Here is a 25,529-nt window from a genome sequence, read left to right as displayed (position 1 = left end):
CCGGGGTTCCCCCCGTACCCACGGCTCGTGCACCTCGGCGCGGGCGGGACACGTTCCCCCGGTCCCGCCCGCGCCCCACAGATCTCCCGCTCACCGGTACACGACGACCTTGTCGCCGTCCCGCACCTGCGCGTACAGGCTCGCGATCGCCGCCTCGTCCCGGACGTTGACGCAGCCGTGCGAGCCACCGGCGTAACCGCGGGCGGCGAAGTCGTACGAGAAGTGCACCGCCTGGCCCCCGCTGAAGAACATCGCGTAGGGCATCGGGGAGTCGTACAGCGTCGACCAGTGGTCGCGTGACTTCCAGTACACGTGGAAGACGCCCTCGCGGGTGGGCGTGCCGACGGCGCCGAAGCGGACCGACATCTCCGACACCGTGCGCCCGTCGATCATCCAGCGCAGCGTGCGGGTCGTCTTGTCGATGCACAGCGCCCGCCCGGTCAGGCAGCGCGGGTCCGGCGGGCCCGCGGGCTGGCCGCCCATCAGGTACAGCTCCCACTTGCCCGGCTCGTGCGTCATCCTCAGCAGCCGCTGCCAGGTGGCGGTGTCCGTCTCGCCGGTCCTCGGCAGCCCGCGCTTGCCCTGGAAGCCCCTGACCGCGGCCTCGGTGAGGTCGTCGTACTGCCCGGTCGGCCCGTCGAAGAGCCAGTCGACCTGGCGCAGCCGGGCCTGCAGCTCGCGGACGTCGTCCCCCGAGTCGCCGCGGGACCACAGGACACCGGCCCCGGCCCGGGACGGAGCCGCCGTGGTCGGCTTGTCGTCGGCCTTCGTCGAGGGGGCGGTGCTGCCGGGCAGCTCGATGTGCACCGGTGAGTGCACCTTGCCGTCCGTGCCCTGCACGGTGCAGCCGCAGAGCGCCGCCAGGGCCGCGAGCGCCGCCGCGGCGGCCGTCGATCTCCCCATGCCCCAAGTACGCAACACGACCCCCGCCCGTCTCACCGCTGAGCACGTATGTCACCTGAGATGCTGCCCGCGGGTGACGGGTCGCGAACGGCGCGGCATTGTTGTGACCGGGACCGCACGAAGGTTGTGAGTAAGGTCCCAGGAAACCCCCCTCCACCGGCCGCACGCGCACCGCTACAGTCCGCAGGAGGGTCGATCCGGTACTGGCGAGTAACAGCGGGAGGCATCACACCATGGCGCGCGAGTCGGAGTCCGGACTGCCCATCGAGCCGGTCTACGGGCCGGAGAGCCTGGAGGGCTGGGACCCGGCCGAGAAGCTGGGGGAGCCGGGCGGATACCCGTTCACGCGCGGGGTGTACCCGTCGATGTACACCGGCCGCCCCTGGACGATGCGCCAGTACGCCGGCTTCGGTACGGCGACGGAGTCCAACGCCCGCTACAAGCAGCTGATCGCGAACGGCACGATGGGCCTGTCGGTCGCCTTCGACCTGCCGACCCAGATGGGCCACGACTCCGACGCGCCGATCGCGCACGGCGAGGTCGGCAAGGTCGGCGTGGCGATCGACTCGGTCGACGACATGCGGGTGCTGTTCGGCGGGATCCCGCTGGACAAGGTCTCGACGTCGATGACGATCAACGCGCCCGCGTCGCTGCTGCTGCTCCTGTACCAACTGGTCGCGGAGGAGCAGGGCGTGTCGGCCGACAAGCTGACCGGCACGATCCAGAACGACGTGCTCAAGGAGTACATCGCGCGCGGGACGTACATCTTCCCGCCCAAGCCCTCGCTGCGTCTGATCGCCGACATCTTCAAGTACTGCAAGGCCGAGATCCCGAAGTGGAACACGATCTCGATCTCCGGCTACCACATGGCGGAGGCCGGCGCGTCCCCCGCGCAGGAGATCGCCTTCACGCTCGCGGACGGCATCGAGTACGTCCGTACGGCGGTCGCCGCCGGCATGGACGTCGACGACTTCGCCCCGCGTCTGTCGTTCTTCTTCGTCGCGCGTACGACGATCCTGGAAGAGGTCGCCAAGTTCCGTGCGGCGAGGCGCATCTGGGCGCGGGTCATGCGGGACGAGTTCGGCGCGAAGAACCCCAAGTCCCTGATGCTGCGCTTCCACACGCAGACGGCGGGTGTGCAGCTGACGGCCCAGCAGCCGGAGGTCAACCTGGTCCGCGTCGCTGTGCAGGGCCTGGCCGCGGTGCTCGGCGGTACGCAGTCCCTGCACACCAACTCCTTCGACGAGGCGATCGCCCTGCCGACGGACAAGTCCGCGCGCCTGGCGCTGCGTACCCAGCAGGTGCTCGCCTACGAGACGGACGTGACCGCGACGGTCGACCCCTTCGCCGGGTCCTACGTCATCGAGAAGATGACCGACGACGTCGAGGCCGCGGCCGTCGAGCTGATGCAGAAGGTCGAGGACCTCGGCGGCGCGGTCTCCGCCATCGAGCACGGCTTCCAGAAGTCCGAGATCGAGCGCAGCGCCTACCGCATCGCCCAGGAGACCGACTCCGGCGAGCGGGTGGTCGTCGGCGTCAACCGCTTCCAGCTCGACGAGGAGGAGCCGTACGAGCCCCTCCGCGTCGACCCGGCCATCGAGGCCCAGCAGGCCGAACGCCTGGCGAAGCTGCGGGCCGAGCGCGACCAGCAGGCGGTGGACACCGCCCTCGCGGCCCTGAAGAAGGCCGCCGAGGGCGAGGACAACGTTCTGTACCCGATGAAGGACGCGCTCAAGGCCCGCGCCACCGTCGGTGAGGTCTGCAACGCCCTGCGCGAGGTGTGGGGGACGTACGTGCCCAGCGACGCCTTCTGAGTGTCGGACCCGCGTGCGACACTCCTTCTCATGTTCGGCGTCATCGATCTCCCCACCTACCTGGCCGGTCTCGTCCTGATCGTCCTGCTGCCCGGTCCCAACTCGCTGTACGTGCTGTCCGTCGCCGCCCGGCGCGGGGTGCGGGCCGGGTACACCGCCGCGGCCGGCGTGTGGTGCGGGGACACCGTGCTGATGACACTGTCCGCCGCCGGCGTCGCCTCGCTGCTCCAGGCCAACGCCCTGCTGTTCGGCATCGTGAAGTACGCCGGCGCCGGCTATCTGACGTGGCTCGCGGTCGGGATGATGCGGGCCGCGTGGGGGATGTGGCGCACCCGGAGGTCGCACGTGCCGCGGGAGGAGGGCCCGGCCGTCGCCGACGAGCGGCCCTACCGCCGCGCCCTCGTCGTCAGCCTCTTCAACCCCAAGGCGATCCTGTTCTTCGTCGCCTTCTTCGTGCAGTTCGTCGACCCGGGGTACGCCTATCCGGCGCTGTCGTTCGTCGTCCTCGGCGCCTTCGCGCAGCTCGCCAGCTTCCTGTACCTCACCGCGCTGATATTCGGCGGCACCAAGCTCGCCGCCGCCTTCCGCCGCCGCAAGCGGCTCTCGGCGACGGCCACCTCGGCCGCGGGGATGCTGTTCCTCGGCTTCGCGGTGAAGCTGTCGCTGGCCAGTACGTGAGGCCTCACAGACCGACGCGCGCGAGGTAGCGGCCCAGCCCGTCCCCGGCGCCGCCCTCGACCCGGACGACACCTGGCAGGAGCGGATGCTGAAGGCCGACCGCGGACTGCGCGCCGCGCTGCTCGGCTACCGGGACGGGGCGAAGGTGTACAGCGGCTCACGCTCCGCGAGGGCTACGACCGCCACTTCGAGGAGGGCCTGGCCCTGATCATCGTCGGAGTCGAGGCACGCGACAGCGCACCCTCCGACTGACAGCACCCGGCGCCCCCGAAGGGGCGCGGGGAACTGCGCGACCAACCACGACGGCGCCGCACCCGAGCACGACCCGTCGTGACGTTCCCCCACAGCGGGAAGCGCTCAGCGCCCCACGGCCTTCTTCAACGCCCGTGCCCGCCGCACCACCCTGCGTGCCGTGGAGTTGCGGGGGATGAAGGCGAGGCGCTCCGGAATCCCGCCCGGCAGGCCGAGCGAGGTGAGCCGCCGCCGCCGGAAGTACCGCTTGGTGCGCGGGGTGAGCTGCTTGGAGAGGTACCGTTCCGCCTGCGGACGCAGGCTGGGGTAGATCTGCGACTGCATGGTGTAGCTGAGCGCGTCGAGCAGACCGTCCAGCGTGTCGGCGGCGACCGGCGCCTCGCCCTTGCGGCCCTCCAGGTCCGCGATCAGCGCGTCGGCCAGCACGACCGGGACCCTGTTGCTGTTCTGGAACGGCGTGAGACGGTCCAGGAGCATCTCGGTGCCGACGCGGGCGACCGTCAGGCCGTAGAACGCGGACGCCGTGAACAGGGCCGTGGAGAAGCAGCCGACGACCAGGGCGGGCGGAACCTTCTCGAACAGCACCTCGGCGAGGACGGGGACGTCCAGGACGGTGAGGTCGACGCCCAGCTTTCCGGCCTCGGCCTCCAGGGCGCGGCTGTAGCGGGCCGGCGCGGTGGGATGCGGCTTGAAGACGATCGCCCGGTGCCCGCGCTCGACCGCCCCGCGCATCATCCGCACGTGCAGGTCCTCCTCCTCCTCGGGGGAGAGGATGCCCAGCGCGGACAGGTACTGGCCCAGCAGCAGCGCCGAGTCGTCGGGCAGCACCGGCAAGTCCGTGACGGACGCGGTGAGTTCGCCCAGCACCTTCAGGAACGCCTCGGTCGGCACGACCTCCGCGGGCACGTCGAACTCGGTCAGCAGCCGCGGGGTGAGGCCCGGCACCAGGTCCAGGTGGAGCAACCGGCGCACCCGGGTGCCGACCAGCGGGTCGATCTTGTTGCGGGTGGGGCCGTAGCTCATCAGGCCGTCCGCGTACACGTGCACCGGGGCGTCGGTGAACAGCTGGGCCACCGTCAGGGCCGGGGCGACCTGGATGGACTCCACCACCAGCTCCACGCGGTCCTCGCCCAGGCCCCACAGCAGGCGCAGATAGCGCTCGAAGAGCGGCACGTCGTCCGCGCGCGGGACCCAGGCGCCGGGGTGGAAGGGGCTGATGGCCTCGTTCCAGGACAGCACCTCGTCGAAGTGCGCGCGCAGCGGCTCGAAGCCCGGCATCTCGTCGACGGGCGGCGTCGTCTCCGGGGTCGCCGAGTTGTTGAAGACCAGCAGCAGGCTGCGGTCCTCGTCCTCGAAGCAGTCGGAGTCGATCGCGGCGGCCAGGGTGGCGGCGCCGTAGAGCGTCGAGACGCAGTAGATACGCGTGGTACGGGGCATCAGGCAGCCGCCTTCGCTGTCGTGATCCGGCGCCGCAGCCGCCGCAGCTTGGAGGAGCGGTGCATGTCCATCGTTTCGAGTACATCGCCGAGCATGTCCTGCGGCAGGCGCTGGATGGCGGCCGCGCTCCTCGCCCGCAGCTGCCGGTACACCGACGGCTCCCACTTCTCCTCGTCCGAGACGTGGTGGGCGATGATCGCGCAGTAGGTGCGCACGGCCTTCGGCAGCAGCCGGTCGGCGTCCGGGTCCTGCCGGGTCTCCTCGATGACCTGGTCGAAGGCGCGGATGAAGTCCAGTTGGCGGACGTCGCCGATCTGGGTCAGCGAGGAGGCGACCCCCCGCCGGTAGAAGACGCCGAGCAGACTGACCACGGCGAACGACTCGGCCTCACGGTGCAGTTTCCAGATCCAGGGCCGGTCCTCGGCCGTGCGCAGCCCGTCCGTGAAGTGCAGCAGCCCCTTGTCGAGCAGCCTGCGGTGGTAGGCGCCCGCCCAGGCGAAGGCGTAGTCCACCGAGGTGGAGCGGTCTGCCGGCAGGATCGCCTCGCGCGGGTCGAACACCTCCCAGCGGCGCCCGATCGGGACCCGGCTGATCGACCGCGCGCGGGCGGTCGCCTGCACATGGTCGGTGCGCACGAAGTCGCAGCCCAACCCCTCTATCGCGGCCACGAGTCGGCTGAAGTAGCCGGGCGCCAGCCAGTCGTCGCCGTCCAGGAAGGTGAGGTACTCGCCCTGTGCGGCGTCCAGTCCGGTGTTGCGGGCGGTGGCGAGACCACCGTTCTTCTCATGGCGGATATAACGCACCTGCGCGACCTCGGAAAGCTCTTCGGCCGCCCGCTCGAGAATGGCCGGAGTTTCGTCCTTCGAATGGTCGTCGACCAGTACGAACTCGAAATCCGGCCGTGCGTTCAAACGCAGGCTTCGCAGGGTGTCGGGGGCGTATTGCTGCACGTTGTAGAACGGCACGATCACGGAAAGCTTGGGCACGTACGGAAGCCTAGGAGTCGGCCCGACAGGTCAACTTTCCGGTGTCTTTACACTGGGTGAACTCAATGTGTCGGATCGGTGCACCACCTGTACTTCCGGCGAATCCGCGGGCCAGTTCGGCTCTCGGCGGGGTGTTGTTAACTTTCTGGCCAGATGCGGTTGGCGCGTACCTAGGAATTGCTTCCTAGCGTCTTCGACGTGCCATCAAGTACCTCGAAGCCCACGCGAATCGCCGTGCTCGCGGACTCCGACACCCGCTGGAAATGGGGTGCGTTGACCGCGGCCCGTATCGCTCCGGGCCCGTCCATGGAAGCCGCCCCGCGCGAGGACGCGCAAGTCGGCTTCGAGCTGAGCGGCTTCCTGCTGCGCGGGCGGGCCACCCCGACCGCGCGCCAGCTGGCGGAGGTCGGCGTCACGGCCGACTCCCTCCGGGAGGTCACCTCCGTCGAGTTCCTGCGCGCCATGGCGGAGGAGGAGTACGACGTCCTCGTCCTCGCCCTCGTGGGCGGCGGCGTGCAGGCGGTGCTGCACGGCCTCAAGCACGCCTGGCGGGAGCGCACTTCGCGTCCCGTGGTCGTCACCGGCTATGTGGGCGTCGTCTACGAGAAGCTCACCGACGGCCTGCTGCTGCGGCACGGCGCGGACCTCGTCCTCGCCAACTCCCGGCAGGACGCGGAGCGTTTCCGGGCCGTGTACGAGGGGGTGGGCGCCGACGCCTCGTCGGTGACCGAGGTGGCGCTGCCGTTCCTGGGCGGCGAGACGTACGCCGGTGAACACAAGCCCTACACCGTGGTGTTCGCGGTGCAGCCGTCCGTCCCCGACAACCGCAGGGACCGCGTCTACCTGCTCGACCGGCTGATCCGGCACGCCCGGCTGCACCCCGAGCGCGAGGTCCTGCTCAAGCTGCGCTCCCGGCCGGGCGAACACACCACGCACATCGAGGAGCTGCCGTACCAGAAGCTGGTGCAGCGGCTCGATCCGCCGGCCAACTTCCGCCTGGTGTACGGCAACATGGGCGAGGTCCTGGACCGCACCGACCTGCTGGTCACCATCAGCTCGACGGCCGCCCTGGAGTCCCTGCACCGGCGCATCCCGACCGTCGTCCTGACCGACCTCGGCATCCGCGAGGTACTGGGCAACCACCACTTCGTCGGCTCCGGCTGCCTCGCCTCCTGGGACCAGCTCGACGCCGGGCACCGGCCGGTGCCGGACGAGGAGTGGGTGGCCCGCCAGGGCGTCGCCGTGGACGGCACGTACGCCACCGCCTTCGACGCGGCCCGCGAACGCATCGCCAAACTCCTCGCGCAGCCGGGCGGCTTGGCGCCTCTCGCCCCGTACTACACACCGGCGACCGCGCCCGGCTACCTCCCCGGCATCCTCGCCCGCCATCACCTCGGCCCCGACGGCGGCGTACTGCCGGGGGCACCCGCGGCCGACAAGGAGCCGGGGCCCGTCCGGCAGATCGTGCGCCGGGCCGCTCGGGGGGCCTATCGGCACGGTGTGCAGCGGGTGGCGCCCGTCATCCGGCGGATGGGGGAGCTGTGAGCGCCATCGGGGGTGCCGGATCGGGTTCTCGGGCGGGTGCGGCGCCGTCGGGGCTAGTCGCGCAGTTCCCCGCGCCCCCAAAGGGCGGCTTCGCCGCCCATCAGACCTCAGCGAACCCTGCGCAAGGAGTGCAACCCATGTCCAACCCGCAAGCGGGCCAAGGCGCTTCCGTGCGCCGGGTGCTCGCGGTGATCCCCGCGCGCGGCGGCTCCAAGGGCGTGCCCGCGAAGAACCTCGCCCCCGTCGGCGGTGTGCCGCTGGTGTCGCGGGCCGTGCGCGAGTGCCGGGCGACCCGCCTGGTGACCGACGTCGTGGTCTCCACCGACGACCACGCCATCGCCGCCGCGGCCCGCGAGGCCGGCGCCGAGGTCGTGCTGCGCCCCGCCGCCATCGCCGGCGACACCGCCACCTCCGAGGCCGCCGTCCTGCACGCCATGGACGCCCACGAGGCCCTGCACGGGGCGGCCGTCGACGTGGTGCTGCTCGTGCAGTGCACCAGCCCCTTCATCGTCCGCGAAGACATCGACGGGGTGGCCGGCGCGGTCGCGGAGAGCGGCGCGGACACCGCCGTCACCGTCGCCCCCTTCCACGGGTTCATCTGGCGCGACGCCGAGGACGAGATCGCCCCCGGCAGCGTCTCGGAGGCCGACGCGGCCACCGGCGGCGGCTTCGGCGTCAACCACGACAAGTCCTACCGCCCGCGCCGCCAGGACCGCCCCCAGGACCTGCTGGAGACCGGCGCGGCCTACGCCATGGACGCGCCGGGCTTCCGCAAGCACCAGCACCGCTTCTTCGGCCGTACCGAACTGGTCCGCACCGACCCCGCCCGCGTGCTGGAGATCGACGACCCGCACGACCTCGCCCGCGCCCGCGCGCTGGCCCCCCTCTTCGACGCGGACCGCCCCGGTTCGCTGCCGACCGCCGACGACATCGACGCGGTCGTACTGGACTTCGACGGCACCCAGACCGACGACCGGGTGCTGATCGACGCCGATGGAAAGGAGTTCGTCTCCGTGCACCGCGGGGACGGGCTCGGCATCGCCGCCCTGCGCAAGAGCGGCCTGAACATGCTGATCCTCTCCACGGAGCAGAACCCGGTCGTCGCCGCCCGGGCCCGGAAGCTCAAGATCCCGGTCCTGCACGGCATCGACCGGAAGGACCTCGCACTCAAGCAGTGGTGCGAGGAGCAGGGCATCGCGCCCGAGCGCGTGCTCTACGTCGGCAACGACGTCAACGACCTCCCGTGCTTCGCCCTCGTGGGCTGGCCCGTGGCGGTCGCGAGCGCCCACGACGTGGTACGCGGCGCCGCCCGTGCGGTCACCACCGTCCCCGGTGGCGACGGCGCGATCCGAGAGATCGCCAGCTGGATCCTCGGCCCCTCTCTCGACTCCCTCGACAAGTAAGGAAAGTTCACTGCCATGAGCACCAACTCCCGTATGCGCCAGTTCGGTTCCCGCGAGGTCGGCCCCGGCCGCCCGGTCTACATCTGCGGCGAGATCGGCATCAACCACAACGGCGAGCTGGAGAACGCCTTCAAGCTGATCGACGTGGCCGCCGCGGCCGGCTGCGACGCCGTGAAGTTCCAGAAGCGCACCCCCGAGATCTGCACCCCGCGCGACCAGTGGGACATCGAGCGCGACACCCCCTGGGGCCGGATGACCTACATCGACTACCGCCACCGCGTGGAGTTCGGCGAGGACGAGTACCGCCAGATCGACGAGTACTGCAAGGAGAAGGGGATCGACTGGTTCGCCTCCCCGTGGGACACCGAGGCCGTCGCCTTCCTGGAGAAGTTCGACCTCCCCGCCCACAAGGTGGCCTCCGCCTCCCTGACCGACGACGAGCTGCTGCGCGCCCTGCGCTCCACCGGCCGCTCGGTCATCCTCTCCACCGGCATGTCGACGCCGAAGCAGATCCGCCACGCCGTCGAGGTCCTCGGCAGCGACAACATCCTGATGTGCCACGCCACCTCGACCTACCCGGCGAAGGCCGAGGAGCTCAACCTCCGCGTCATCAACACGCTGGAGAAGGAGTTCCCGAACGTCCCGATCGGCTACTCCGGCCACGAGACCGGCCTGCAGACCACGCTGGCCGCGGTCGCCCTCGGCGCCGTCTTCGTCGAGCGCCACATCACCCTCGACCGCGCGATGTGGGGCTCCGACCAGGCCGCCTCCGTCGAGCCCCAGGGCCTGGAGCGCCTGGTCCGCGACATCCGCGTCATCGAGGCCTCCCTCGGCGACGGCGTCAAGAAGGTCTACGACTCCGAGCTCGGCCCGATGAAGAAGCTGCGCCGCGTCGCCGGCGCGGTCGCCGAGGCGGAGATCGCCGCGGCGGCGGGCGAGCCGGTCGCGGTCTGAGTTCCGAGCACACCGAGTCCGGGCGCCCCGAACGGGAGCGCTCGGACTCGCAGCTTCCGCGCGCACCCCTCACCCGCACCCTCTGATTTCCAGCGCCTCATCAGCGCCCTACGACGGGACGGTCGTCGTCGATGAGCCCCCGCGCCGGGAAGACCGGCCCCCACACCCTCGCGTTCGTCGAGAGTCCGGTTCAGCTCCTGAACGTGCTGGAATGGGCGCACGCCCACGCGCCCGGCGCGGTGCTCACCCTCGTCGTCCTGGCCCCGAACGACCCCATGACCCGCGGCCAGCTGCGCCGCATGGCCGAGCTCGCCCGCGAGGAGGGCCACACCGTCCGCTGGGAGGAGGCCCGGGGCGGACCGGCGGCCCCCTTCCAGACCGTCGGCGGCCTGACCGGCCTGCTGCGCCGCGCCGGACGGGTCGTCCTGGGCGACCCGTTCTCCCGCTACGTACAGCTCCTGCTGACCATCACCCGCGCCCGTCATCTGGTCGTCGTCGACGACGGCACGGCGACCATGGAGTTCGTCGCCCAGCTGGCCCGCGGCGAGCGGCTCGTGCGCTGGCACCGCAAGGGCGGCCGCCCCGGCGCCCGGGACCTGGTCTTCGCACCGGTCTCCGCCCGGGCCCGCCGCCGCCTCACCCCGGGCACCGGGCGCCAGGTGGAGATCTTCTCCTCGATGCCGATGGACGAGACCCCGGCCGGCGTCACCCTCCACGCCAACGACTTCGCCTGGACCCGCTTCCGCTTCGGCCCGCCCCGCATCACCAAGGGCGCCGACATGGTGGGCACCTCGCTGGTGGAGACCGGCGTCGTCGACGGCGAGCGCTACCTGGACGCCGTCCGCACCCTGGCCAAGGCCCACGGCGCCACCCGCTACTTCGCGCACCGCCGCGAGAGCACCGACAAGCTGCACCGGCTCGCGGTCGAGACGGGCCTGGAGATAGTCCGGCCCGACCTCCCGCTGGAGCTGATCGCCCGGCGCGGCCCGGTCGGCCGTACGATCCTCAGTTTTCCCTCCACCGTCGTCCACACCCTGCCCCTGGCCCTGGCCGGCACCGAGGTCCGCGTCGCCGTCTGCGACATCGACCCCGCCTGGCTGACCGCGCACGCCTCACCGCGCGCCCAGGGCTTCCTGTCGGGCGTGACCGGCACCGCCCGGGACGTCACCCGGCTGCAGGCAGTGACCGCGCTCAGCTGACCTTCCGCGCCAGCAGGTACGCCCGCGGCCGCTTCTCCTCCTCCAGCGGCTCGCGCACCACCCGCGCCTCCATCCGCAGCCCCGCCTTGACCAGCGGCTCCGCCACACCGTCCGGCGCCCGGAAGTGGTAGTCGAGCGAGATCTCCTGCCCGAACCGCTCCGTCAGCCGCATCCGCTCGTCCTCCTCGCCGCTCTGGAAGCCCAGAAGGACGTACCCGCCGGGCACCAGGACGCGGTGGAACTCGGCGAAGGCCGCCGGCAGGTGCTCGTCCGGCACGTGGATGATCGAGTAGAGGGCGAGCACCCCGCCCAGAGTCTCGTCCGGCAGGTCCAGCGACGTCATCGACCCGACGTGGAACCGCAGCTCGGGGTGCGCCTCGCGGGCCAGCGCCACCATCCGCGGTGACAGGTCCACCCCGAACACCGGGACCCCGAGCGCGTGCAGCCGCGCGGTGACATGCCCCGGGCCGCTGCCGACGTCGGCGACGGGCGCCACTCCGTTGGCCCTCACCAGTTCCGCGAAGGTGGCCACCAGCGCACGGTCCAGCGGCTTGTCGCCCAGCCAGTCGGCGAACTGCTCGGTGTACGGGCGGGCGATCGCGTCGTACGACGTCTGCGTGGCGTGCAGGAAATCCGGGGTACCCGGTATCTCGGAAGTCACGGGGCGGACCCTACTCGGGCTCGTGGGACCGCCGGGTGAAACCGCCGGAAGGGTCCCGCGACATCCCCTCGAACTCCACCACCCCACCAGCGGCGCAGCGCAGGCTGCCGGTGGGGCGTCGGCCGTGTCGCACGGTCCGACTGATGAAACAGATCCACCGGCGCGGAGCGGGGCGTGGTATCCGTAGAGAAAAGACAGGTCTACCCATCTCACCTCCCACCCATGCGTCGAGCGGCCGATTTTTCTTCCCCTGACGGGCTGAAGTTTTGTTGATCGAGGGCGGTTGGCCCCCTCGGCGTCCTACCCTGCAGAGGGTGAAGCAACTGATGTCACCGGAGTCCGAAAACGATCTGCCCGGCGAAGCCCTGCCCGGCACGCTCCCCGAGGCGCTGCGTGCCGAACTCGTAGCCTTCCGCCGCGACCTGCACATGCACCCGGAGCTCGGCAACCAGGAGTTCCGCACCACCGCTGCGATCAAGGAGCGGCTGGAGCGGGCGGGCCTGAAGCCGCGGGTGCTCGCCGGGGGGACCGGGCTCGTCTGTGACATCGGGGAGTGGGACGGCGGCCGGCCCATGCTCGCCCTGCGCGCCGACATCGACGGGCTGCCCATCCCGGACACCAAGAGCGAGTGCGCCTACCGCTCCACCGTGCCCGACCGGGCGCACGCCTGCGGACACGACGTGCACACCACCGTGGTGCTCGGCGCCGGCCTGGTCATGGCGGACCTGCACCGGCAGGGCAGGCTGCCGCGGCCGGTGCGGCTGCTGTTCCAGCCGGCCGAGGAGGTGCTGCCCGGCGGCGCCGCCGACGCCATCGAGTGCGGCGTCCTCGACGGAGTGGGCCGCATCCTCGCCGTGCACTGCGACCCCCGGGTCGACGCCGGCCGGATCGGCCTGCGCGAGGGTGCCATCACCTCCGCCTGCGACCGGCTCGAGGTCGCGCTCGACGGCCCCGGCGGCCACACCGCCCGCCCGCACCTGACCACCGACCTGGTCACCGCCGCCGCCCGCGTCGCCACCGACGTGCCCGCGCTGGTCGGCCGCCGTGTGGACAGCCGCAGCGGCCTGGCCGTGACCTGGGGCCGTATCGAGTCCGGGCACGCCCCGAACGTCATCCCGCAGCACGCCGAGCTCTCCGGCACCGTGCGCTGCCTCGACCTGGACACCTGGCGGCAGGCCCCGGACCTGGTCGTCGCCGCCATCGACGAGGTCGCCAACCTGCACGGCGCCAAGTCGGAGATCAACTACGTCCGCGGTGTCCCGCCGGTCGTCAACGACCCGGACGTCACGGAGCTGCTGCGCGACGCCCAGACCGCCCGCCGCGGCGCCCTGTCCGTCGAGGGCACCGAGCAGAGCCTCGGCGGCGAGGACTTCTCCTGGTACCTGGAGCGCGTCCCGGGCGCCATGGCCCGCCTCGGCGTCCGCCCGCCCGGCGAGCGCACCGTGCGTGACCTGCACCAGGGCGACTTCGACGTGGACGAGTCGGCGATCACGGTGGGTGTGGAGCTGTTCACCGCGGCGGCCCTGCTGGACGCGGCGCAGTGAGCTGACTTCCCCGGACGGCCCCCCTCGGGGGGCCGTTCGGCCTGCGGCGCAACACGGTTGTAAGCCAATCGTGCGCACATCGAAACCGAGGTGTGTGAAGGCTCCAGACCCCGAGTTCAGACGCTGTTTGCCTCGAATCGATAACGGCTTCGGAAGGGGTGTTTTTCTGACATCTACGCGCGTTACGATGCCGCGAAGCCGACGCCGCAGGGGCGTCCGGGCCCGAGCACTGGCATGGTGCTCACATGAAGCGCCGACGAGGCGCTCAGGTCAGGTGAAGGAGCCTTCCCGTGCGCCGGGTAGCAAAGCTTTCTGCTGCGTGTGTCGTTTCCGCAGCTCTCGCACTGACTGCCACCGCCTGTGGCAGCACGTCTTCCGACAACAGCAGCTCTTCCTCGTCCTCGGGCGGCGGCAAGAGCATCAAGATCGGTCTCGCGTATGACGTCGGCGGCCGTGGTGACCGCTCCTTCAACGACTCCGCCGCGCGCGGTGCCGACAAGGCGGAGAAGGAGTTCGGCGGTTCCATCAAGGAGCTGACCGCGAAGAACTCCGACACCGAGGCCGACCGTGAGCAGCGGCTGACCGACCTGGCGGACGCGGGCTACAACCCGATCGTCGCCGTCGGGTTCTCCTACGCCACCTCGGTGGACAAGGTCGCCGCGAAGTACCCGAAGGTCAGCTTCGGTCTCATCGACTCGGTCGCGACCGCCAAGAACGTCGACAGCATCACCTTCACCGAGGAGCAGGGTTCCTACCTCGCCGGTGTCGCCGCGGCGCTGAAGACCAAGAAGAACCACGTCGGCTTCATCGGCGGCGTCGACACCCCGCTGATCAAGAAGTTCGCGGCGGGTTACGTCCAGGGCGTCAAGGACACCAACGCCAAGGCGAAGGTCGACGTCCAGTACCTGACCCACGGTTCGGACCTGTCCGGCTTCTCCAGCCCCGACAAGGGCAAGGAGGCCGCGTCCGGCATGCTCGACAACGGCGCGGACGTGATCTACACCGCGGCCGGCTCCTCCGGCAACGGCGCGATCGAGGCCGTCCACGGCGTCAAGGGCGCCTGGGCCATCGGCGTCGACTCGGACCAGTACAACATCCCGGGTCTGGCCGCGTACAAGACCTCGATCCTGACCTCCATGGTCAAGAACGTCGACGTCGGCGTGTACGACTTCATCAAGTCCGTGCACGACGGCAAGCCGCTGACGGGCAACCAGGTGTACTCGCTCGCCAAGGGCGGTGTCGGCCTGGCCACCAGCGGTGGCTACATCGACGACATCAAGTCCCAGCTGGACGCTGCCAAGAAGAAGATCGTCGACGGCACCGTCAAGGTCAAGACCACTACGTGACCTGACGGTTCCCGCCTGACCCCCGGCTCGGCGAAGGGGCCCTTGTCAACCCCCTCGCCGAGCCATAACAATGTGTCAACTCTACGCGTGTAGCACGGAGTTGCCGCGCTAGCGTCGCCGACGCCTGCCCCCTCCTACGCAGCCCCTTTCCCCGAGGAGAGTGCGCCATCAACGCGTCCAGCCCTCCCGCTGCCGTCGAACTGCGCGGCATCACCAAGCGATTCCCCGGCGTCGTCGCCAACAAGGACATCGACATCACCGTCCGCACCGGAACCGTCCACGCCCTGTGCGGTGAGAACGGCGCGGGCAAGTCCACCCTGATGAAGATCCTCTACGGCATGCAGCAGGCCGACGAGGGCACCATCATCGTGAACGGCGAGACGGTCGTCTTCCACAACCCCGCCGACGCCATCGCCCGCGGCATCGGCATGGTGCACCAGCACTTCATGCTCGCCGACAACCTCACCGTCCTGGAGAACGTCGTCCTCGGCGCGGAGAAGCTGTACGGCATCGGCGCCAAGGCTCGTGCCAAGATCAAGGAGATCTCCGACGCGTACGGGCTGAACGTGCGCCCGGACGTCCTGCTGGAGGAGCTCGGCGTCGCCGACCGCCAGCGCGTGGAGATCCTCAAGGTCCTCTACCGCGGCGCCAAGACCCTCATCCTCGACGAGCCCACCGCCGTCCTCGTCCCGCAGGAGGTCGAAGCCCTCTTCGACAACCTGCGCGAGCTCAAGGCGGAGGGCCTCACCGTCATCTTCATCTCGCACAAGCTGGGTGAAGTCCTGTCCGTGGCCGACGAGATCACCGTCATCCGCCGCGGCACCACCGTCGGCACGGTCAAGCCCGCCGGCACCACGACCAAGCAGCTCGCCGAGCTGATGGTCGGCAGCGAACTGCCCACGCCGGAGACCGAGGAGTCGACGGTCACCGACCTCGAGCTGCTCAAGGTCGACGGCCTGCGCCTGGCCCAGACCGACCTCGACGGCGTCGAGCGCATCATCCTCGACGACATCTCCTTCACCATCCACAAGGGGGAGGTCCTCGGCATCGCCGGCGTCGAGGGCAACGGCCAGTCCGAGCTGGTCGAGGCCATCATGGGCATCCGTGCCCTGAACGCCGGCACGATCGCCCTCGACGGCGCCGACATCTCCCACGCCCCCACCCGCCACCGCCGCGAGGCCGGCGTCGGCTACATCCCCGAGGACCGCCACCGCCACGGCCTGCTCCTCGAGGCCCCGCTGTGGGAGAACCGCATCCTCGGCCACGTCAGCGAGCGGCCCAACTCCCGCGGCCAGCTCCTCGACATCAAGGGCGCCCGCACCGACACCTCGCGCATCATCGAGGCGTACGACGTCCGCACCCCCGGCATCGACGTCACCGCCGCCTCCCTCTCCGGCGGCAACCAGCAGAAGCTGATCGTCGGCCGCGAGATGAGCCACGCGCCCAAGCTGCTGATCGCCGCGCACCCCACCCGGGGCGTGGACGTCGGCGCGCAGGCCGCCATCTGGGACCACATCCGCGAGGCCCGCCGCGAGGGCCTGGCCGTGCTGCTGATCTCCGCCGACCTGGACGAGCTCATCGGCCTGTCCGACACCCTGCGGGTGATGTACCGCGGCCGGCTGGTCGCCGACGCCGACCCCGCCACCATCACCCCCGAGGAGCTGGGCTCCGCCATGACGGGTGCGGCCACCGGCCACCTGGAGCACACAGAGGACGACGCCCGATGAACAAGCTGACCCAACGCATCGACAAGGAGCGGCTGCTCCTCGCCATCGCGGCCCCGCTGCTGGCGATCGTCGCCGCGATCGTCGTCACCACCCTGGTGATCCTCGCCACCGGCAAGAACCCGGGCGCCGCCTTCAGCGACATGCTGACCTACGGCACCGCCAGCGACAGCCAGGTCTACATCCTCAACAAGGCGACGACGTACTATCTCGCCGGTGTCGCGGTCGCCATCGGCTTCCGGATGAACCTGTTCAACATCGGTGTCGACGGCCAGTACCGGATCGCCGCGTTCTTCGCCGCCGTCCTCGGCGGCGCGCTGACCACGCCCGGCTGGATCTCCATCCCGCTGATCATCCTGTGCGCGATGGCGACGGGCGCCGTCTGGGCGGGCATCGCCGGTGTGCTGAAGGTGACCCGCGGCGTCAGCGAGGTCATCTCGACGATCATGCTCAACGCGATCGCCACCGCGATCATCGCCTACCTGCTGCAGCCCGGGAAGCTCGCGGAACTGCAGAGCGGCGGCACGGTCGTCTCCACCAAGCCGCTGGCGAAGGACGCGTACTTCTTCCAGATCAACACCGGTGCGGCCGGTGAGCTGTGGGGCTTCATCGTCATCGCCGTCCTCGTCGGCGTCGCGTACTGGTTCGTGCTCGGCCGCACCCGGTTCGGCTTCGACCTGCGCACCGTCGGCCAGTCCGAGAGCGCGGCCGCCGCGAGCGGTGTGTCCGTGAAGAAGATGATCGCCACCAGCATGCTCATCTCCGGCGCGATCGCCGGCCTGATCGGCATGCCGACCCTGCTCAACGACAGCCACCAGTTCAGCAACGACTTCCCGACGGGCATCGGCTTCACCGGTATCGCCATCGCCCTGCTCGGCCGCAACAACCCGATCGGCATCGCGCTCGGTGCCCTGCTGTGGGGCTTCCTGGAGCGCACCACCAACCACCTGGAGTTCCAGGGCTACGACAAGGAAATCCTCGGCGTCATCCAGGGCGTCATCGTCCTGTGCGTCGTCATCGCCTACGAGGTCGTACGGCGCTACGGCCTCCGGCGCCAGCAGCAGCGCGTCGGCGCCGAGCTCGCCGCCCAGGCCGCCGCCCCGACCCAGAAGCAGGAGGTGGCGTGATGACTGCCACGACGACCGACACGCCGCCGCCCGCGGCACCCAAGGCGGACACCGCGAGCACCCGGTCGGGCCGCCCGCTCGGCCAGATCCTCATGATCGTCGCGGGAGCGCTGCTCCTCGTGGCCGCGGTCCGCGCCATCACCGGCGCCAACCAGCTCACCTCCGACGGCCAGGTCAGCGCCGCGCTGAGCCTCGCCGTGCCGATCGGTCTCGCCGGTCTCGCGGGCCTGTGGTCCGAGCGCTCCGGCGTGGTCAACATCGGCCTCGAAGGCATGATGATCCTCGGCACCTTCGGCGCCGGCTGGATCGGCTGGCAGTCCAACCCCTGGCTCGGCCTGCTGTGCGGCGTCGGCTTCGGCGTCCTGGGCGGTCTCGTCCACGCGGTCGCGACCGTCACCTTCGGCGTCGACCACATCGTCTCCGGTGTCGCCATCAACCTCCTGGCGCTCGGCACCACCCAGTACCTCGCCAAGCTGTTCTTCTCCGACGGCAAGGCGGCCGACGCGGGCGGCAACCCCAAGCAGTCCCCGCCGGTGGACTCGCTGCCCAACTTCGACATCCCGGGGCTCTCCGACGCCCTGCACTCCCTCGAGAACCACCACTGGTTCCTGATCTCCGACCTCGCCGGCATCCTCGGCGGCCTGGTCACCAACCTGTCGGTGATCACGATCCTGGCCTTCGTGCTGTTCGTCGCCAGCTGGTGGCTGCTGTGGCGCACCCCGTTCGGTCTGCGCCTGCGCTCCTGCGGCGAGAACCCGATCGCGGCGGAGTCCCTCGGCGTCAACGTCTACAAGTACAAGTACGTGGCCGTCGCCGTCTCCGGCGGCCTGGCCGGCCTCGGCGGCGCCTTCCTCGCCCTGGTCACCTCGCACATCTACCTCGAGGGCCAGACCGGCGGACGCGGTTACATCGGTCTCGCCGCCATGATCTTCGGCAACTGGCGGCCCGGCGGCCTCGCCATGGGCGCGGGCCTGTTCGGCTACTCCGACGCGCTCCAGCTGCGCAACGGCGGCCAGACCGTGCACGCGCTGCTGCTCCTGCTGGTCGTGCTGCTCGTGGCGATGGCCGGCTGGAAGATGTACAAGAAGGCGCACTGGCAGGGCGGCATCAGCCTCTTCGTGGGCGCGCTCGTGCTGCTGTGGTACCTGGTCACCGACGAGGTCCCGAGCGACTTCGTGGGCGCCACCCCGTACGTCGTCACCCTCCTCGTGCTGTCGCTGTCCGCGCAGCGCCTGAGGATGCCCAAGGCCGACGGCATGCGCTACCGCAAGGGCCAGGGCAAGTGACCGGGCCGGCCGACGTCGACTGGGAGGCGCTGCGCGAGCTGGCCCGCGAGGCCATGACCCACGCGTACGCCCCCTACTCGGGCTACCCGGTCGGCGTCGCCGCCCTGGTCGACGACGGCCGCACGGTCTCCGGCTGCAACGTCGAGAACGCCAGCTACGGCCTGGGACTGTGCGCCGAGTGCGGGCTGGTCTCCCAGCTGCAGCGCACCGGCGGCGGCCGGCTGACGCACTTCACGTGCGTGGACGGCCGGGGCGAGATCCTGGTCCCGTGCGGCCGCTGCCGCCAGCTGCTGTACGAGTTCGGGGGCCCCGACCTGCTGCTGGAGACCCCGGCGGGAATCCTCCCGCTGTCGCAGATGCTGCCGCAGGCCTTCGGCCCGGACCATCTCAACAAGTAACCCCCGTACGGCCCCTTCGACTCGACTCTCGAAGGGGCCGCACACTTCCTGAACCACGGAAGGACCGCACGCCATGGCCATGGACGCCATCTCCGTCATCCGCACCAAGCGGGACCGCGGCGAGCTCAGCGACGAGCAGATCGACTGGGTCATCGACGCGTACACCCGCGGGGAGGTCGCCGACGAGCAGATGTCCGCGCTCGCCATGGCGATCCTCCTCAACGGCATGAACCGCCGCGAGATCGCCCGCTGGACCGCCGCGATGATCGCCTCCGGGGAGCGCATGGACTTCTCGTCCCTGTCCCGCCCGACGGCCGACAAGCACTCCACGGGCGGCGTCGGCGACAAGATCACACTGCCGCTGGCCCCCCTGGTCGCCGCGTGCGGCGCCGCCGTCCCGCAGCTGTCGGGCCGGGGCCTCGGCCACACCGGCGGCACCCTGGACAAGCTGGAGTCGATCCCGGGCTGGCGCGCGCTGCTGTCCAACGAGGAGATGCTGAACGTCCTCGACACCACCGGCGCGGTGATCTGCGCGGCGGGCGACGGCCTGGCCCCCGCGGACAAGAAGCTCTACGCCCTGCGTGACGTGACCGGCACGGTCGAGGCGATCCCGCTGATCGCCTCCTCGATCATGTCGAAGAAGATCGCGGAGGGCACCGGCTCCCTGGTCCTGGACGTGAAGGTCGGCACCGGCGCGTTCATGAAGACCATCGAGGACGCGCGGGAGCTGGCGTCCACCATGGTCGGCCTCGGCACCGACCACGGCGTGAAGACGGTCGCCCTGCTGACCGACATGTCCACCCCGCTCGGCCTCACCGCGGGCAACGCGCTGGAGGTCCGCGAGTCGGTGGAGGTCCTGGCGGGCGGGGGCCCGGCGGACGTCGTGGAGCTGACGATCGCGCTGGCCCGCGAGATGCTGGACGCGGCCGGCGTGAGGGACGCCGACCCGGCGAAGGCCCTGGCCGACGGCTCCGCGATGGACGTCTGGCGCCGGATGATCGCGGCCCAGGGCGGCGACCCGGACGCGCCGCTGCCCACGTCGAAGGAGCAGCACGTGATCAAGGCCCCGTCGACCGGTGTCCTCACCCGCCTCGACGCCTACGACATCGGCGTCGCCGCCTGGCGCCTGGGCGCGGGCCGGGCCCGCAAGGAGGACCCGGTACAGGCGGGCGCGGGCGTCGAGATGCACGCCAAGCCGGGTGACACCGTCAAGGAGGGCCAGCCCCTGCTGACCCTCCACACCGACACCCCCGAACGCTTCGAGTACGCGCTGCAGGCGGTGGAGGGCTCCTACGACATCGGGGCGGCGGGTACGGAGTTCACGGCGTCCCCGGTCGTGCTCGAACGTATCGCCTGACCAGGGGAGTTTCCCTTTCGACTGAACGGGATCAGTGCACCGCCACTGGTCCCGTTCGGCATGCCGGGATCGGTGCGGCGCCCTTCGTCCTCGTCACCCCAGCAACGCCGCCACGACCACCAGTACCGGCACCGACAGCACCGTGGACAGCAGGATCGAGTCCCGCGCCAAGCCCTCCGCCACCCGGTACCGGCTCGCGTACGTGTACAGGTTCTGCGCGGCCGGGAGTGCCGACGTCACCACCACGTCCAGGAGTTGGTGGCCGTGCAGTCCGAAGACGCCCACCGCCAGGGCCCAGGCCGCCGCCGGCTGGCCCACCGACTTCAGCGCCACGGACAGGAACACCGGTCCCCGGTCGGCGCCCCGACCCGGCATGGTGCTGCCGCACAGGGAGATGCCGAAGGCCAGCAGGACCGCCGGGACGGACATATTGCCGATCAGGGTCAGGGGGTCCATGACGGGCGCCGGCACCCGCACCCCGAGCGCCGACACCGCCACCCCGGCCAGCGAGCCGACGGCGATCGGATTGCGCAGCGGCGCCAGCAGCCGTAGCCACAGCGGGCCCTTCTCGCCCTTGCCGGACAGGTCGAGGATCGTCAGGGCGACCGGGGTGACCCCGATGAGCTGGAAGAGCAGGACGGGGGCGACCAGTGAGGCGTCGCCCAGGACGTACACCGCGATCGGGATGCCGAGGTTGCCCGAGTTGACGTAACTGGAGCACAGGGCGCCGATCGTGGTGCGGCCCACGCCCCAGTCCCGCACGGCACCCACCGCGACGAACACGCCCGCCGCCGCTGCCGTGCTCATGGCCGTCACCAGCAGACGGCTGGAGAAGATCACCGACAGGTCGGCGCGGGCGAGGGTGGTGAACAGCAGCGCCGGGGACGCCACGTGGAAGGCCAGCTTGGTCAGCACCTCGCGGCCGTGCTCGCCGAGGTGGCCGCCGCGCCCGATGACGTATCCGACGCCGATGACGACCGCGATGACCGCGAAGCCCGTCAACACGCCCTGCACGGCGGCTCCTTCGCGAGGTCCTCGGCGGGAGGCGGGCCGTCCGGTGTCCAGGGCGGTGCTGATCGGTGTGGCATACATCCAACCCTCTGGGGCAGCAGGGCGGCAGGTCAATGTGATCCCGAACGGCGGACACGCCTCGTAGGCGGCCCGCCGCGATGAGTTCCGCCCGCTCGCCCGGTCTACCGCTCGTGGACGCCATGAAGCCTGCTCTGCTGGTGCTGCCCGGCCCCGTCACCCGCGACGAGGCGGCGGGGCTGTGCGACGACGTGCGGGCGCTGCTGGAGTCCACGGGCGCCGGTGTCGTCGTCATCGACGTCGCCGGGATCGGGCCCCCGGGCCTCGGCGCCGTCGACCTGCTGGCGCGACTGCAGCTCGCCGCCCGGCGGGCCGGGGGACGCATCAGGCTGCGGGACCCCGCGCCCTCCCTACACGCCCTTCTCGGTCTGGTCGGGCTCCGCTTCGAGGTGGAGGGGCAGGTCGAAAAGCGGGAACCACCGCTTGGTGTCGAGGAAGAAGTGGAACCCGGTGAGCCGGCCCTCTGAGATCTCCAGCACCTGCACCGCCCACGGCGCGTAGCCGCCCGCCTCCGGGTCCGGCTTGTACTGGGCGAACCCCGGCAGGCCGTTGACCCGCACCGGCACCAGCCGGGAACCCTCGCAGGCGGAGCCCAGGGTCGTCATGAAGCCGGTGATGTCGTCGTGGCCCGTCAGCCACAGGTCGAACGGCGGCATCGTCATGACGGCGTCCTCGTGCAGCAGGGCCGTCAGCGCGGTCATGTCGTATCCCTCGAAGGCGGCGACATAGCGCTCCAGCAGCTTCTGCTGCTCCTCGTCCAGCGGGTCGGACACGGCCGCCCCGGCCGCCTTGTCGGCCTTCTCGCGCTCGGCCAGCGTGGCCCGCGCCCGCTGCAGCGCGCTGTTGACCGACGCCACCGACGTGTCCAGCAGTTCGGCGACCTCGCTCGCCCTCCAGGCCAGCACCTCGCGCAGGATGAGCACCGCGCGCTGCTTGGCCGGCAGCTGCTGCAGGGCGGCCATGAAGGCGAGTCGCACCGACTCCTTGGCGACGGCCGCCTCCGCCGGGTCGTCCGTCGTGGGCAGCACGCGGTTGTCCGGCATCGGCTCGAGCCAGGTGTTGTCCGGGCGGGGGGAGAGGGCGGCCTGGGCGAGCGGGGTGGACTCGCTCAGGTCCATCGGCCGGGCGCGCTTGTTGCCGGCGGTCAGCATGTCCAGGCAGACGTTCGTCGCGATGCGGTACAGCCACGAGCGCAGACTGGAGCGGCCCTCGAACTTCTCGTAGCTGCGCCAGGCGCGGACCATCGTGTCCTGCACCGCGTCCTCGGCCTCGAAGGAGGAGCCGAGCATGCGGTAGCAGTACCCGGTCAGTTCGACGCGGTGCTTCTCCAGCCTGACGTCGAGATCCGCGGTCGTGGTCGCCGTACCGTCGCTCATGTCCACCCACCCCTGTGGCATTCCTGTCGCGCGCCTTTGCGCCCAGCACGTCCGAAGCTAGCGCAGGGCACTGACAATGGCCCCCGGAGCGGCCGAAAGCGCAGGTCGGCGCAGTGCGGCTCGCGGCCGGACGCCGGAAGGGAGGGCGGACGGGGCTCAGTGCGCGGTGGCCGGCCGTCGCGTCGCGACCCGGGCCGCGCGCGACCCGAGCACCGTGATCGTCACGACGCCCAGCACCGCCAGCAGGCCGACGGCCACCGTCCCGGCCCAGCCACCGGCGTGGAAGGCCGTCGCACCGACCGTGCTGCCCGCGCTGGAGCCGATGTAGTACGCCGACTGGTACAGGGCCGAGGCCTGCGCGCGGCCGGTCGTGGCCGTCTTGCTGACCGCCGACGAGGCCACCGCGTGGCCGGCGAAGAACCCGGCCGTGATCAGCACCAGCCCCAGCAGGACCGGCACCAGGGAACCGGCCAGGGTCAGCAGCAGCCCGGCCGCCGTCGTACCGCCCGCGAGATACAGCGCTCCGCGCCGGCCCAGGCGTCCCACCAGGCGTCCGGCCGTGGACGCGGAGACGGTGCCCACCAGGTAGACGAGGAAGATCGAGCCGACGATGCCCTGGGGGAGGGAGAAGGGCGCCTCGGTCAGGCGGTAGCCGATCACCGTGTACACGCCGCCGAACACCGTCATGAACAGCGCGCCGATCGCGTACAGCCGGCGCAGCAGCGGGTCGGCCAGGTGGTCCCGGACCGTGCGCGCCAGGACCCGCGGCCGCAGCGAACCGGCCACGAAGTGCCGCGGTGCGGGCAGCAGCAGCCGGAACGCCACCGCGCAGACCACCGCGATCGTCCCGATGACACCGACGGCCACCCGCCAGCCCCACACCTGCGCGACCCAGCCGGTGATGACCCGGCCGCTCATCCCGCCGACGCTGTTGCCCGCCACGAACAGCCCGATCGCCGTGACCAGCGCCCTGGGCCTGACCTCCTCGGCGAGATACGCCGTCGCCGAAGCCGGCAGACCGGCCAGCGCGGCGCCCTGCAGGGCCCGCAGCACCACCAGCACGCCCAGCGAGGGCGCGAACGGCACCAGGAGCCCCACCGACACCGCCACCGCCAGCGAGGCGGTCATCACCGTCCGGCGGCCGAACCGCTCCGACAGCGCGCTCATCGGCAGTACGAACAGCGCCAGTCCGCCGGTGGCCGCCGCCACCGTCCAGCTCGCCTCGCTCGCCGCCACCCCGAACTCGCCCGAGATCAGCGGCAGCAGGGCCTGCGTGGAGTACAGCAGCGCGAAGGTCGCGACACCGGCGAGGAAGAGCGCGAAGCTCATCCGGCGGTAGCCCGGCCCGCCCGGAGCCATACGGGGGTCGGGAGCGGAAGCGGTCGTTGCGGCGCCCATGACGCTGGACGCCCCGGTACTGGCGGGAGACATGCCTCGAAGCTACGTACGCCCCCGCTCATCCGTCCAATGCACGGAATCGCCATAATCGTTCCCATGGTGCATGACCCGAGCTCACGGCCCCGCCTGTCACCGACCAGTGACACAGAAGACATGACGATGTTGCTGGCCCCGCGCCTCGCCCACTTCGCCGGCGTGGCTCGCACCGAGCACGTCACCCGTGCCGCGCAGGAACTCCAGGTGCCGCAGTCCACCCTCTCCCGCGCCATGGCGCGCCTGGAGCAGGACCTGGGTGTCGACCTGTTCGCCCGGCACGGCCGCACGGTCTCCCTCACCCCGGCCGGCCGCACCTTCCTCACCCACGTCGAACGCGCCCTCACCGAGATCGAGCGCGCCGCCGACGAGGTCCGCGCCGACGCCGACCCCACCTCCGGCAAGGTCGCCTTCGGCTTCCTGCACACCATGGGCGCCGAGACCGTCCCCGCCCTGATCCAGGCCTTCCGCCTCGACCACCCCCGGGTCCGCTTCAGCCTGGTCCAGACCTACGGCGAGGCCATGCTGGAGAAAATGCGCGCGGGAGAGCTCGACCTCTGCCTCACCTCCCCGGTCCCCGACGCCCCCGACCTGGTCGCCCGCCGCCTGGACGAGCAGAAACTCCGCCTGGTCGTCCCCGTCGACCACCGCCTCGCCACGCGCCGGCGCGTCCGCCTCGCGGAGGCCGCCGAGGAGGCCTTCGTCACCCTGGAACCCGGCTACGGCCTGCGCCGCATCACCGACGACCTGTGCAAGGAGGCGGGGTTCAAGCCCCGCGTCGCCTTCGAGGGAGAGGAGGCGGAGACGCTACGGGGCCTGGTGGCCGCGGGCCTGGGTGTGGCCCTCCTGCCGCCGCCGGCCTTCCCCCGCCCGGGAGTCGTCGAGCTGACGGTCACGGCCCCGCGGGCGGCCAGGGAGATCGGCGTGGCATGGCCGGCCGGCCGGCCGGACACGCCCCCGGTGGCCGCCTTCAAGAAGTTCCTGCTCTCCAGAAGGGGAAGTCTGCTGCCCTGAGGGGC

22 protein-coding genes and 1 pseudogene are annotated in these 25,529 nt (G+C 71.1%); 16 read left to right on the top strand and 7 right to left on the bottom strand.

The features are described from left to right. Positions 1-90 precede the first annotated feature (90 nt). On the bottom strand, positions 91-903 hold the full coding sequence (locus tag ACIGDI_RS12260) for a L,D-transpeptidase family protein (protein ID WP_399894374.1): 813 nt from the start codon (positions 901-903) through the stop codon (positions 91-93). Positions 904-1,136: 233 nt separating this feature from the next. Here ACIGDI_RS12260 and ACIGDI_RS12255 point away from each other — a divergent pair, with 233 nt between their 5' ends. The 3 genes and pseudogenes from ACIGDI_RS12255 to ACIGDI_RS12245 form a co-directional block, all read left to right on the top strand. Continuing rightward, positions 1,137-2,717 (top strand): methylmalonyl-CoA mutase, encoded by a 1,581-nt coding sequence (locus tag ACIGDI_RS12255; protein WP_399894371.1) that lies wholly within the window; start codon positions 1,137-1,139, stop codon positions 2,715-2,717. 30 nt (positions 2,718-2,747) lie between these two features. Next, positions 2,748-3,395 (top strand): leucine efflux protein LeuE, encoded by a 648-nt coding sequence (gene leuE / locus ACIGDI_RS12250; protein WP_399894368.1) that lies wholly within the window; start codon positions 2,748-2,750, stop codon positions 3,393-3,395. Positions 3,396-3,435: 40 nt separating this feature from the next. After that, a pseudogene (locus tag ACIGDI_RS12245) lies at positions 3,436-3,558 on the top strand (TetR/AcrR family transcriptional regulator C-terminal domain-containing protein); the annotation flags it as partial. Positions 3,559-3,752: 194 nt separating this feature from the next. Here the strand turns inward: ACIGDI_RS12245 and ACIGDI_RS12240 are convergent. After that, positions 3,753-5,084, bottom strand: coding sequence for an alpha-2,8-polysialyltransferase family protein (locus tag ACIGDI_RS12240; protein ID WP_399894365.1), 1,332 nt, complete (start codon positions 5,082-5,084; stop codon positions 3,753-3,755). Further along, on the bottom strand, positions 5,084-6,070 hold the full coding sequence (locus ACIGDI_RS12235) for a glycosyltransferase family 2 protein (RefSeq protein ID WP_200703231.1): 987 nt from the start codon (positions 6,068-6,070) through the stop codon (positions 5,084-5,086). The genes ACIGDI_RS12240 and ACIGDI_RS12235 overlap by 1 nt, the downstream gene beginning before the upstream one ends. A 198-nt stretch (positions 6,071-6,268) precedes the next feature. On the opposite strand from ACIGDI_RS12235, the gene ACIGDI_RS12230 reads away from it, so the two are divergent. The 4 genes from ACIGDI_RS12230 (at position 6,269) to ACIGDI_RS12215 (ending at position 11,171) form a co-directional block, all read left to right on the top strand. Further along, positions 6,269-7,615 carry a DUF6716 putative glycosyltransferase gene (locus tag ACIGDI_RS12230; protein WP_399894361.1) on the top strand — a complete coding sequence of 449 codons (1,347 nt, stop codon included), beginning with the start codon at positions 6,269-6,271 and terminating at the stop codon, positions 7,613-7,615. A 137-nt stretch (positions 7,616-7,752) separates the two neighbouring features. Further along, positions 7,753-9,018 (top strand): cytidylyltransferase domain-containing protein, encoded by a 1,266-nt coding sequence (locus tag ACIGDI_RS12225; RefSeq protein WP_399894358.1) that lies wholly within the window; start codon positions 7,753-7,755, stop codon positions 9,016-9,018. Between the two features lie 15 nt (positions 9,019-9,033). Then, positions 9,034-9,972, top strand: a complete 939-nt coding sequence (locus tag ACIGDI_RS12220) for an N-acetylneuraminate synthase family protein (protein ID WP_200703228.1) — start codon at positions 9,034-9,036, stop codon at positions 9,970-9,972. Between the two features lie 131 nt (positions 9,973-10,103). Continuing rightward, positions 10,104-11,171, top strand: coding sequence for a hypothetical protein (locus ACIGDI_RS12215; RefSeq protein ID WP_399894355.1), 1,068 nt, complete (start codon positions 10,104-10,106; stop codon positions 11,169-11,171). Here ACIGDI_RS12215 and ACIGDI_RS12210 read toward each other — a convergent pair. Beyond that, positions 11,164-11,832, bottom strand: coding sequence for a class I SAM-dependent methyltransferase (locus ACIGDI_RS12210; protein ID WP_399894352.1), 669 nt, complete (start codon positions 11,830-11,832; stop codon positions 11,164-11,166). The two genes, ACIGDI_RS12215 and ACIGDI_RS12210, sit on opposite strands and share 8 nt — an antisense overlap. Positions 11,833-12,158: 326 nt before the next feature. Here ACIGDI_RS12210 and ACIGDI_RS12205 point away from each other — a divergent pair, with 326 nt between their 5' ends. The 7 genes from ACIGDI_RS12205 to ACIGDI_RS12175 all read left to right on the top strand — a co-directional run bounded on the left by ACIGDI_RS12205 (position 12,159) and on the right by ACIGDI_RS12175 (position 20,614). After that, a complete protein-coding gene (locus tag ACIGDI_RS12205) occupies positions 12,159-13,376 on the top strand; it encodes a M20 family metallopeptidase (RefSeq protein ID WP_399895260.1) in 1,218 nt (405 codons plus the stop codon). Positions 13,377-13,666: 290 nt separating this feature from the next. Beyond that, complete coding sequence (locus tag ACIGDI_RS12200) at positions 13,667-14,722, top strand: BMP family protein (RefSeq protein WP_399894349.1); 1,056 nt, start codon at positions 13,667-13,669, stop codon at positions 14,720-14,722. Positions 14,723-14,889: 167 nt separating this feature from the next. After that, positions 14,890-16,449 carry an ABC transporter ATP-binding protein gene (locus ACIGDI_RS12195; RefSeq protein ID WP_399895257.1) on the top strand — a complete coding sequence of 520 codons (1,560 nt, stop codon included), beginning with the start codon at positions 14,890-14,892 and terminating at the stop codon, positions 16,447-16,449. Next, entirely contained in the window at positions 16,446-17,573 is a 1,128-nt protein-coding gene (locus tag ACIGDI_RS12190) for an ABC transporter permease (RefSeq protein ID WP_399894346.1), read from the top strand. Before ACIGDI_RS12195 ends, ACIGDI_RS12190 begins: the two co-directional genes overlap by 4 nt. Continuing rightward, positions 17,573-18,859 carry an ABC transporter permease gene (locus tag ACIGDI_RS12185; protein ID WP_399894343.1) on the top strand — a complete coding sequence of 429 codons (1,287 nt, stop codon included), beginning with the start codon at positions 17,573-17,575 and terminating at the stop codon, positions 18,857-18,859. The genes ACIGDI_RS12190 and ACIGDI_RS12185 overlap by 1 nt, the downstream gene beginning before the upstream one ends. Next, positions 18,856-19,257, top strand: a complete 402-nt coding sequence (locus ACIGDI_RS12180) for a cytidine deaminase (RefSeq protein ID WP_399894341.1) — start codon at positions 18,856-18,858, stop codon at positions 19,255-19,257. Before ACIGDI_RS12185 ends, ACIGDI_RS12180 begins: the two co-directional genes overlap by 4 nt. A 79-nt stretch (positions 19,258-19,336) precedes the next feature. Further along, a complete protein-coding gene (locus tag ACIGDI_RS12175) occupies positions 19,337-20,614 on the top strand; it encodes a thymidine phosphorylase (protein ID WP_399895253.1) in 1,278 nt (425 codons plus the stop codon). A 93-nt stretch (positions 20,615-20,707) separates the two neighbouring features. On the opposite strand, the gene ACIGDI_RS12170 is transcribed toward ACIGDI_RS12175, so the two are convergent. After that, positions 20,708-21,628 carry an AEC family transporter gene (locus tag ACIGDI_RS12170; RefSeq protein WP_399894338.1) on the bottom strand — a complete coding sequence of 307 codons (921 nt, stop codon included), beginning with the start codon at positions 21,626-21,628 and terminating at the stop codon, positions 20,708-20,710. Between the two features lie 155 nt (positions 21,629-21,783). Here ACIGDI_RS12170 and ACIGDI_RS12165 point away from each other — a divergent pair, with 155 nt between their 5' ends. Beyond that, entirely contained in the window at positions 21,784-22,170 is a 387-nt protein-coding gene (locus ACIGDI_RS12165) for an STAS domain-containing protein (RefSeq protein WP_399894335.1), read from the top strand. Here ACIGDI_RS12165 and ACIGDI_RS12160 read toward each other — a convergent pair. Further along, a complete protein-coding gene (locus ACIGDI_RS12160) occupies positions 22,054-23,079 on the bottom strand; it encodes a sigma-70 family RNA polymerase sigma factor (RefSeq protein WP_399894332.1) in 1,026 nt (341 codons plus the stop codon). The two genes, ACIGDI_RS12165 and ACIGDI_RS12160, sit on opposite strands and share 117 nt — an antisense overlap. Positions 23,080-23,235: 156 nt before the next feature. After that, positions 23,236-24,510 carry an MFS transporter gene (locus ACIGDI_RS12155; protein ID WP_399894328.1) on the bottom strand — a complete coding sequence of 425 codons (1,275 nt, stop codon included), beginning with the start codon at positions 24,508-24,510 and terminating at the stop codon, positions 23,236-23,238. 63 nt (positions 24,511-24,573) lie between these two features. On the opposite strand from ACIGDI_RS12155, the gene ACIGDI_RS12150 reads away from it, so the two are divergent. Further along, on the top strand, positions 24,574-25,524 hold the full coding sequence (locus tag ACIGDI_RS12150; RefSeq protein ID WP_272175367.1) for a LysR family transcriptional regulator: 951 nt from the start codon (positions 24,574-24,576) through the stop codon (positions 25,522-25,524). The last annotated feature ends 5 nt before the right edge of the window (positions 25,525-25,529 follow it).

Origin of the sequence: Streptomyces sp. NPDC085900, from assembly GCF_044540925.1 — a bacterium.
Taxonomy (GTDB): Bacteria; Actinomycetota; Actinomycetes; order Streptomycetales; family Streptomycetaceae; genus Streptomyces; species Streptomyces gilvifuscus.
This window is presented reverse-complemented; position numbering and strand designations above follow the sequence as displayed.

Excerpts from the sequence above, each read along its gene's own strand:
- ACIGDI_RS12185 (WP_399894343.1), top strand. The coding sequence starts at position 17,573 with ATGACTGCCACGACGACCGACACGCCGCCGCCCGCGGCACCCAAGGCG.
- ACIGDI_RS12175 (WP_399895253.1), top strand. The coding sequence starts at position 19,337 with ATGGACGCCATCTCCGTCATCCGCACCAAGCGGGACCGCGGCGAGCTC.
- ACIGDI_RS12215 (WP_399894355.1), top strand. The coding sequence starts at position 10,104 with ATGAGCCCCCGCGCCGGGAAGACCGGCCCCCACACCCTCGCGTTCGTC.
- leuE (WP_399894368.1), top strand. The coding sequence starts at position 2,748 with ATGTTCGGCGTCATCGATCTCCCCACCTACCTGGCCGGTCTCGTCCTG.
- ACIGDI_RS12165 (WP_399894335.1), top strand. The coding sequence starts at position 21,784 with ATGAGTTCCGCCCGCTCGCCCGGTCTACCGCTCGTGGACGCCATGAAG.
- ACIGDI_RS12260 (WP_399894374.1), bottom strand. The coding sequence starts at position 903 with ATGGGGAGATCGACGGCCGCCGCGGCGGCGCTCGCGGCCCTGGCGGCG.
- ACIGDI_RS12255 (WP_399894371.1), top strand. The coding sequence starts at position 1,137 with ATGGCGCGCGAGTCGGAGTCCGGACTGCCCATCGAGCCGGTCTACGGG.
- ACIGDI_RS12155 (WP_399894328.1), bottom strand. The coding sequence starts at position 24,510 with ATGTCTCCCGCCAGTACCGGGGCGTCCAGCGTCATGGGCGCCGCAACG.
- ACIGDI_RS12160 (WP_399894332.1), bottom strand. The coding sequence starts at position 23,079 with ATGAGCGACGGTACGGCGACCACGACCGCGGATCTCGACGTCAGGCTG.
- ACIGDI_RS12205 (WP_399895260.1), top strand. The coding sequence starts at position 12,159 with ATGTCACCGGAGTCCGAAAACGATCTGCCCGGCGAAGCCCTGCCCGGC.
- ACIGDI_RS12240 (WP_399894365.1), bottom strand. The coding sequence starts at position 5,084 with ATGCCCCGTACCACGCGTATCTACTGCGTCTCGACGCTCTACGGCGCC.
- ACIGDI_RS12150 (WP_272175367.1), top strand. The coding sequence starts at position 24,574 with ATGGTGCATGACCCGAGCTCACGGCCCCGCCTGTCACCGACCAGTGAC.
- ACIGDI_RS12225 (WP_399894358.1), top strand. The coding sequence starts at position 7,753 with ATGTCCAACCCGCAAGCGGGCCAAGGCGCTTCCGTGCGCCGGGTGCTC.
- ACIGDI_RS12190 (WP_399894346.1), top strand. The coding sequence starts at position 16,446 with ATGAACAAGCTGACCCAACGCATCGACAAGGAGCGGCTGCTCCTCGCC.
- ACIGDI_RS12220 (WP_200703228.1), top strand. The coding sequence starts at position 9,034 with ATGAGCACCAACTCCCGTATGCGCCAGTTCGGTTCCCGCGAGGTCGGC.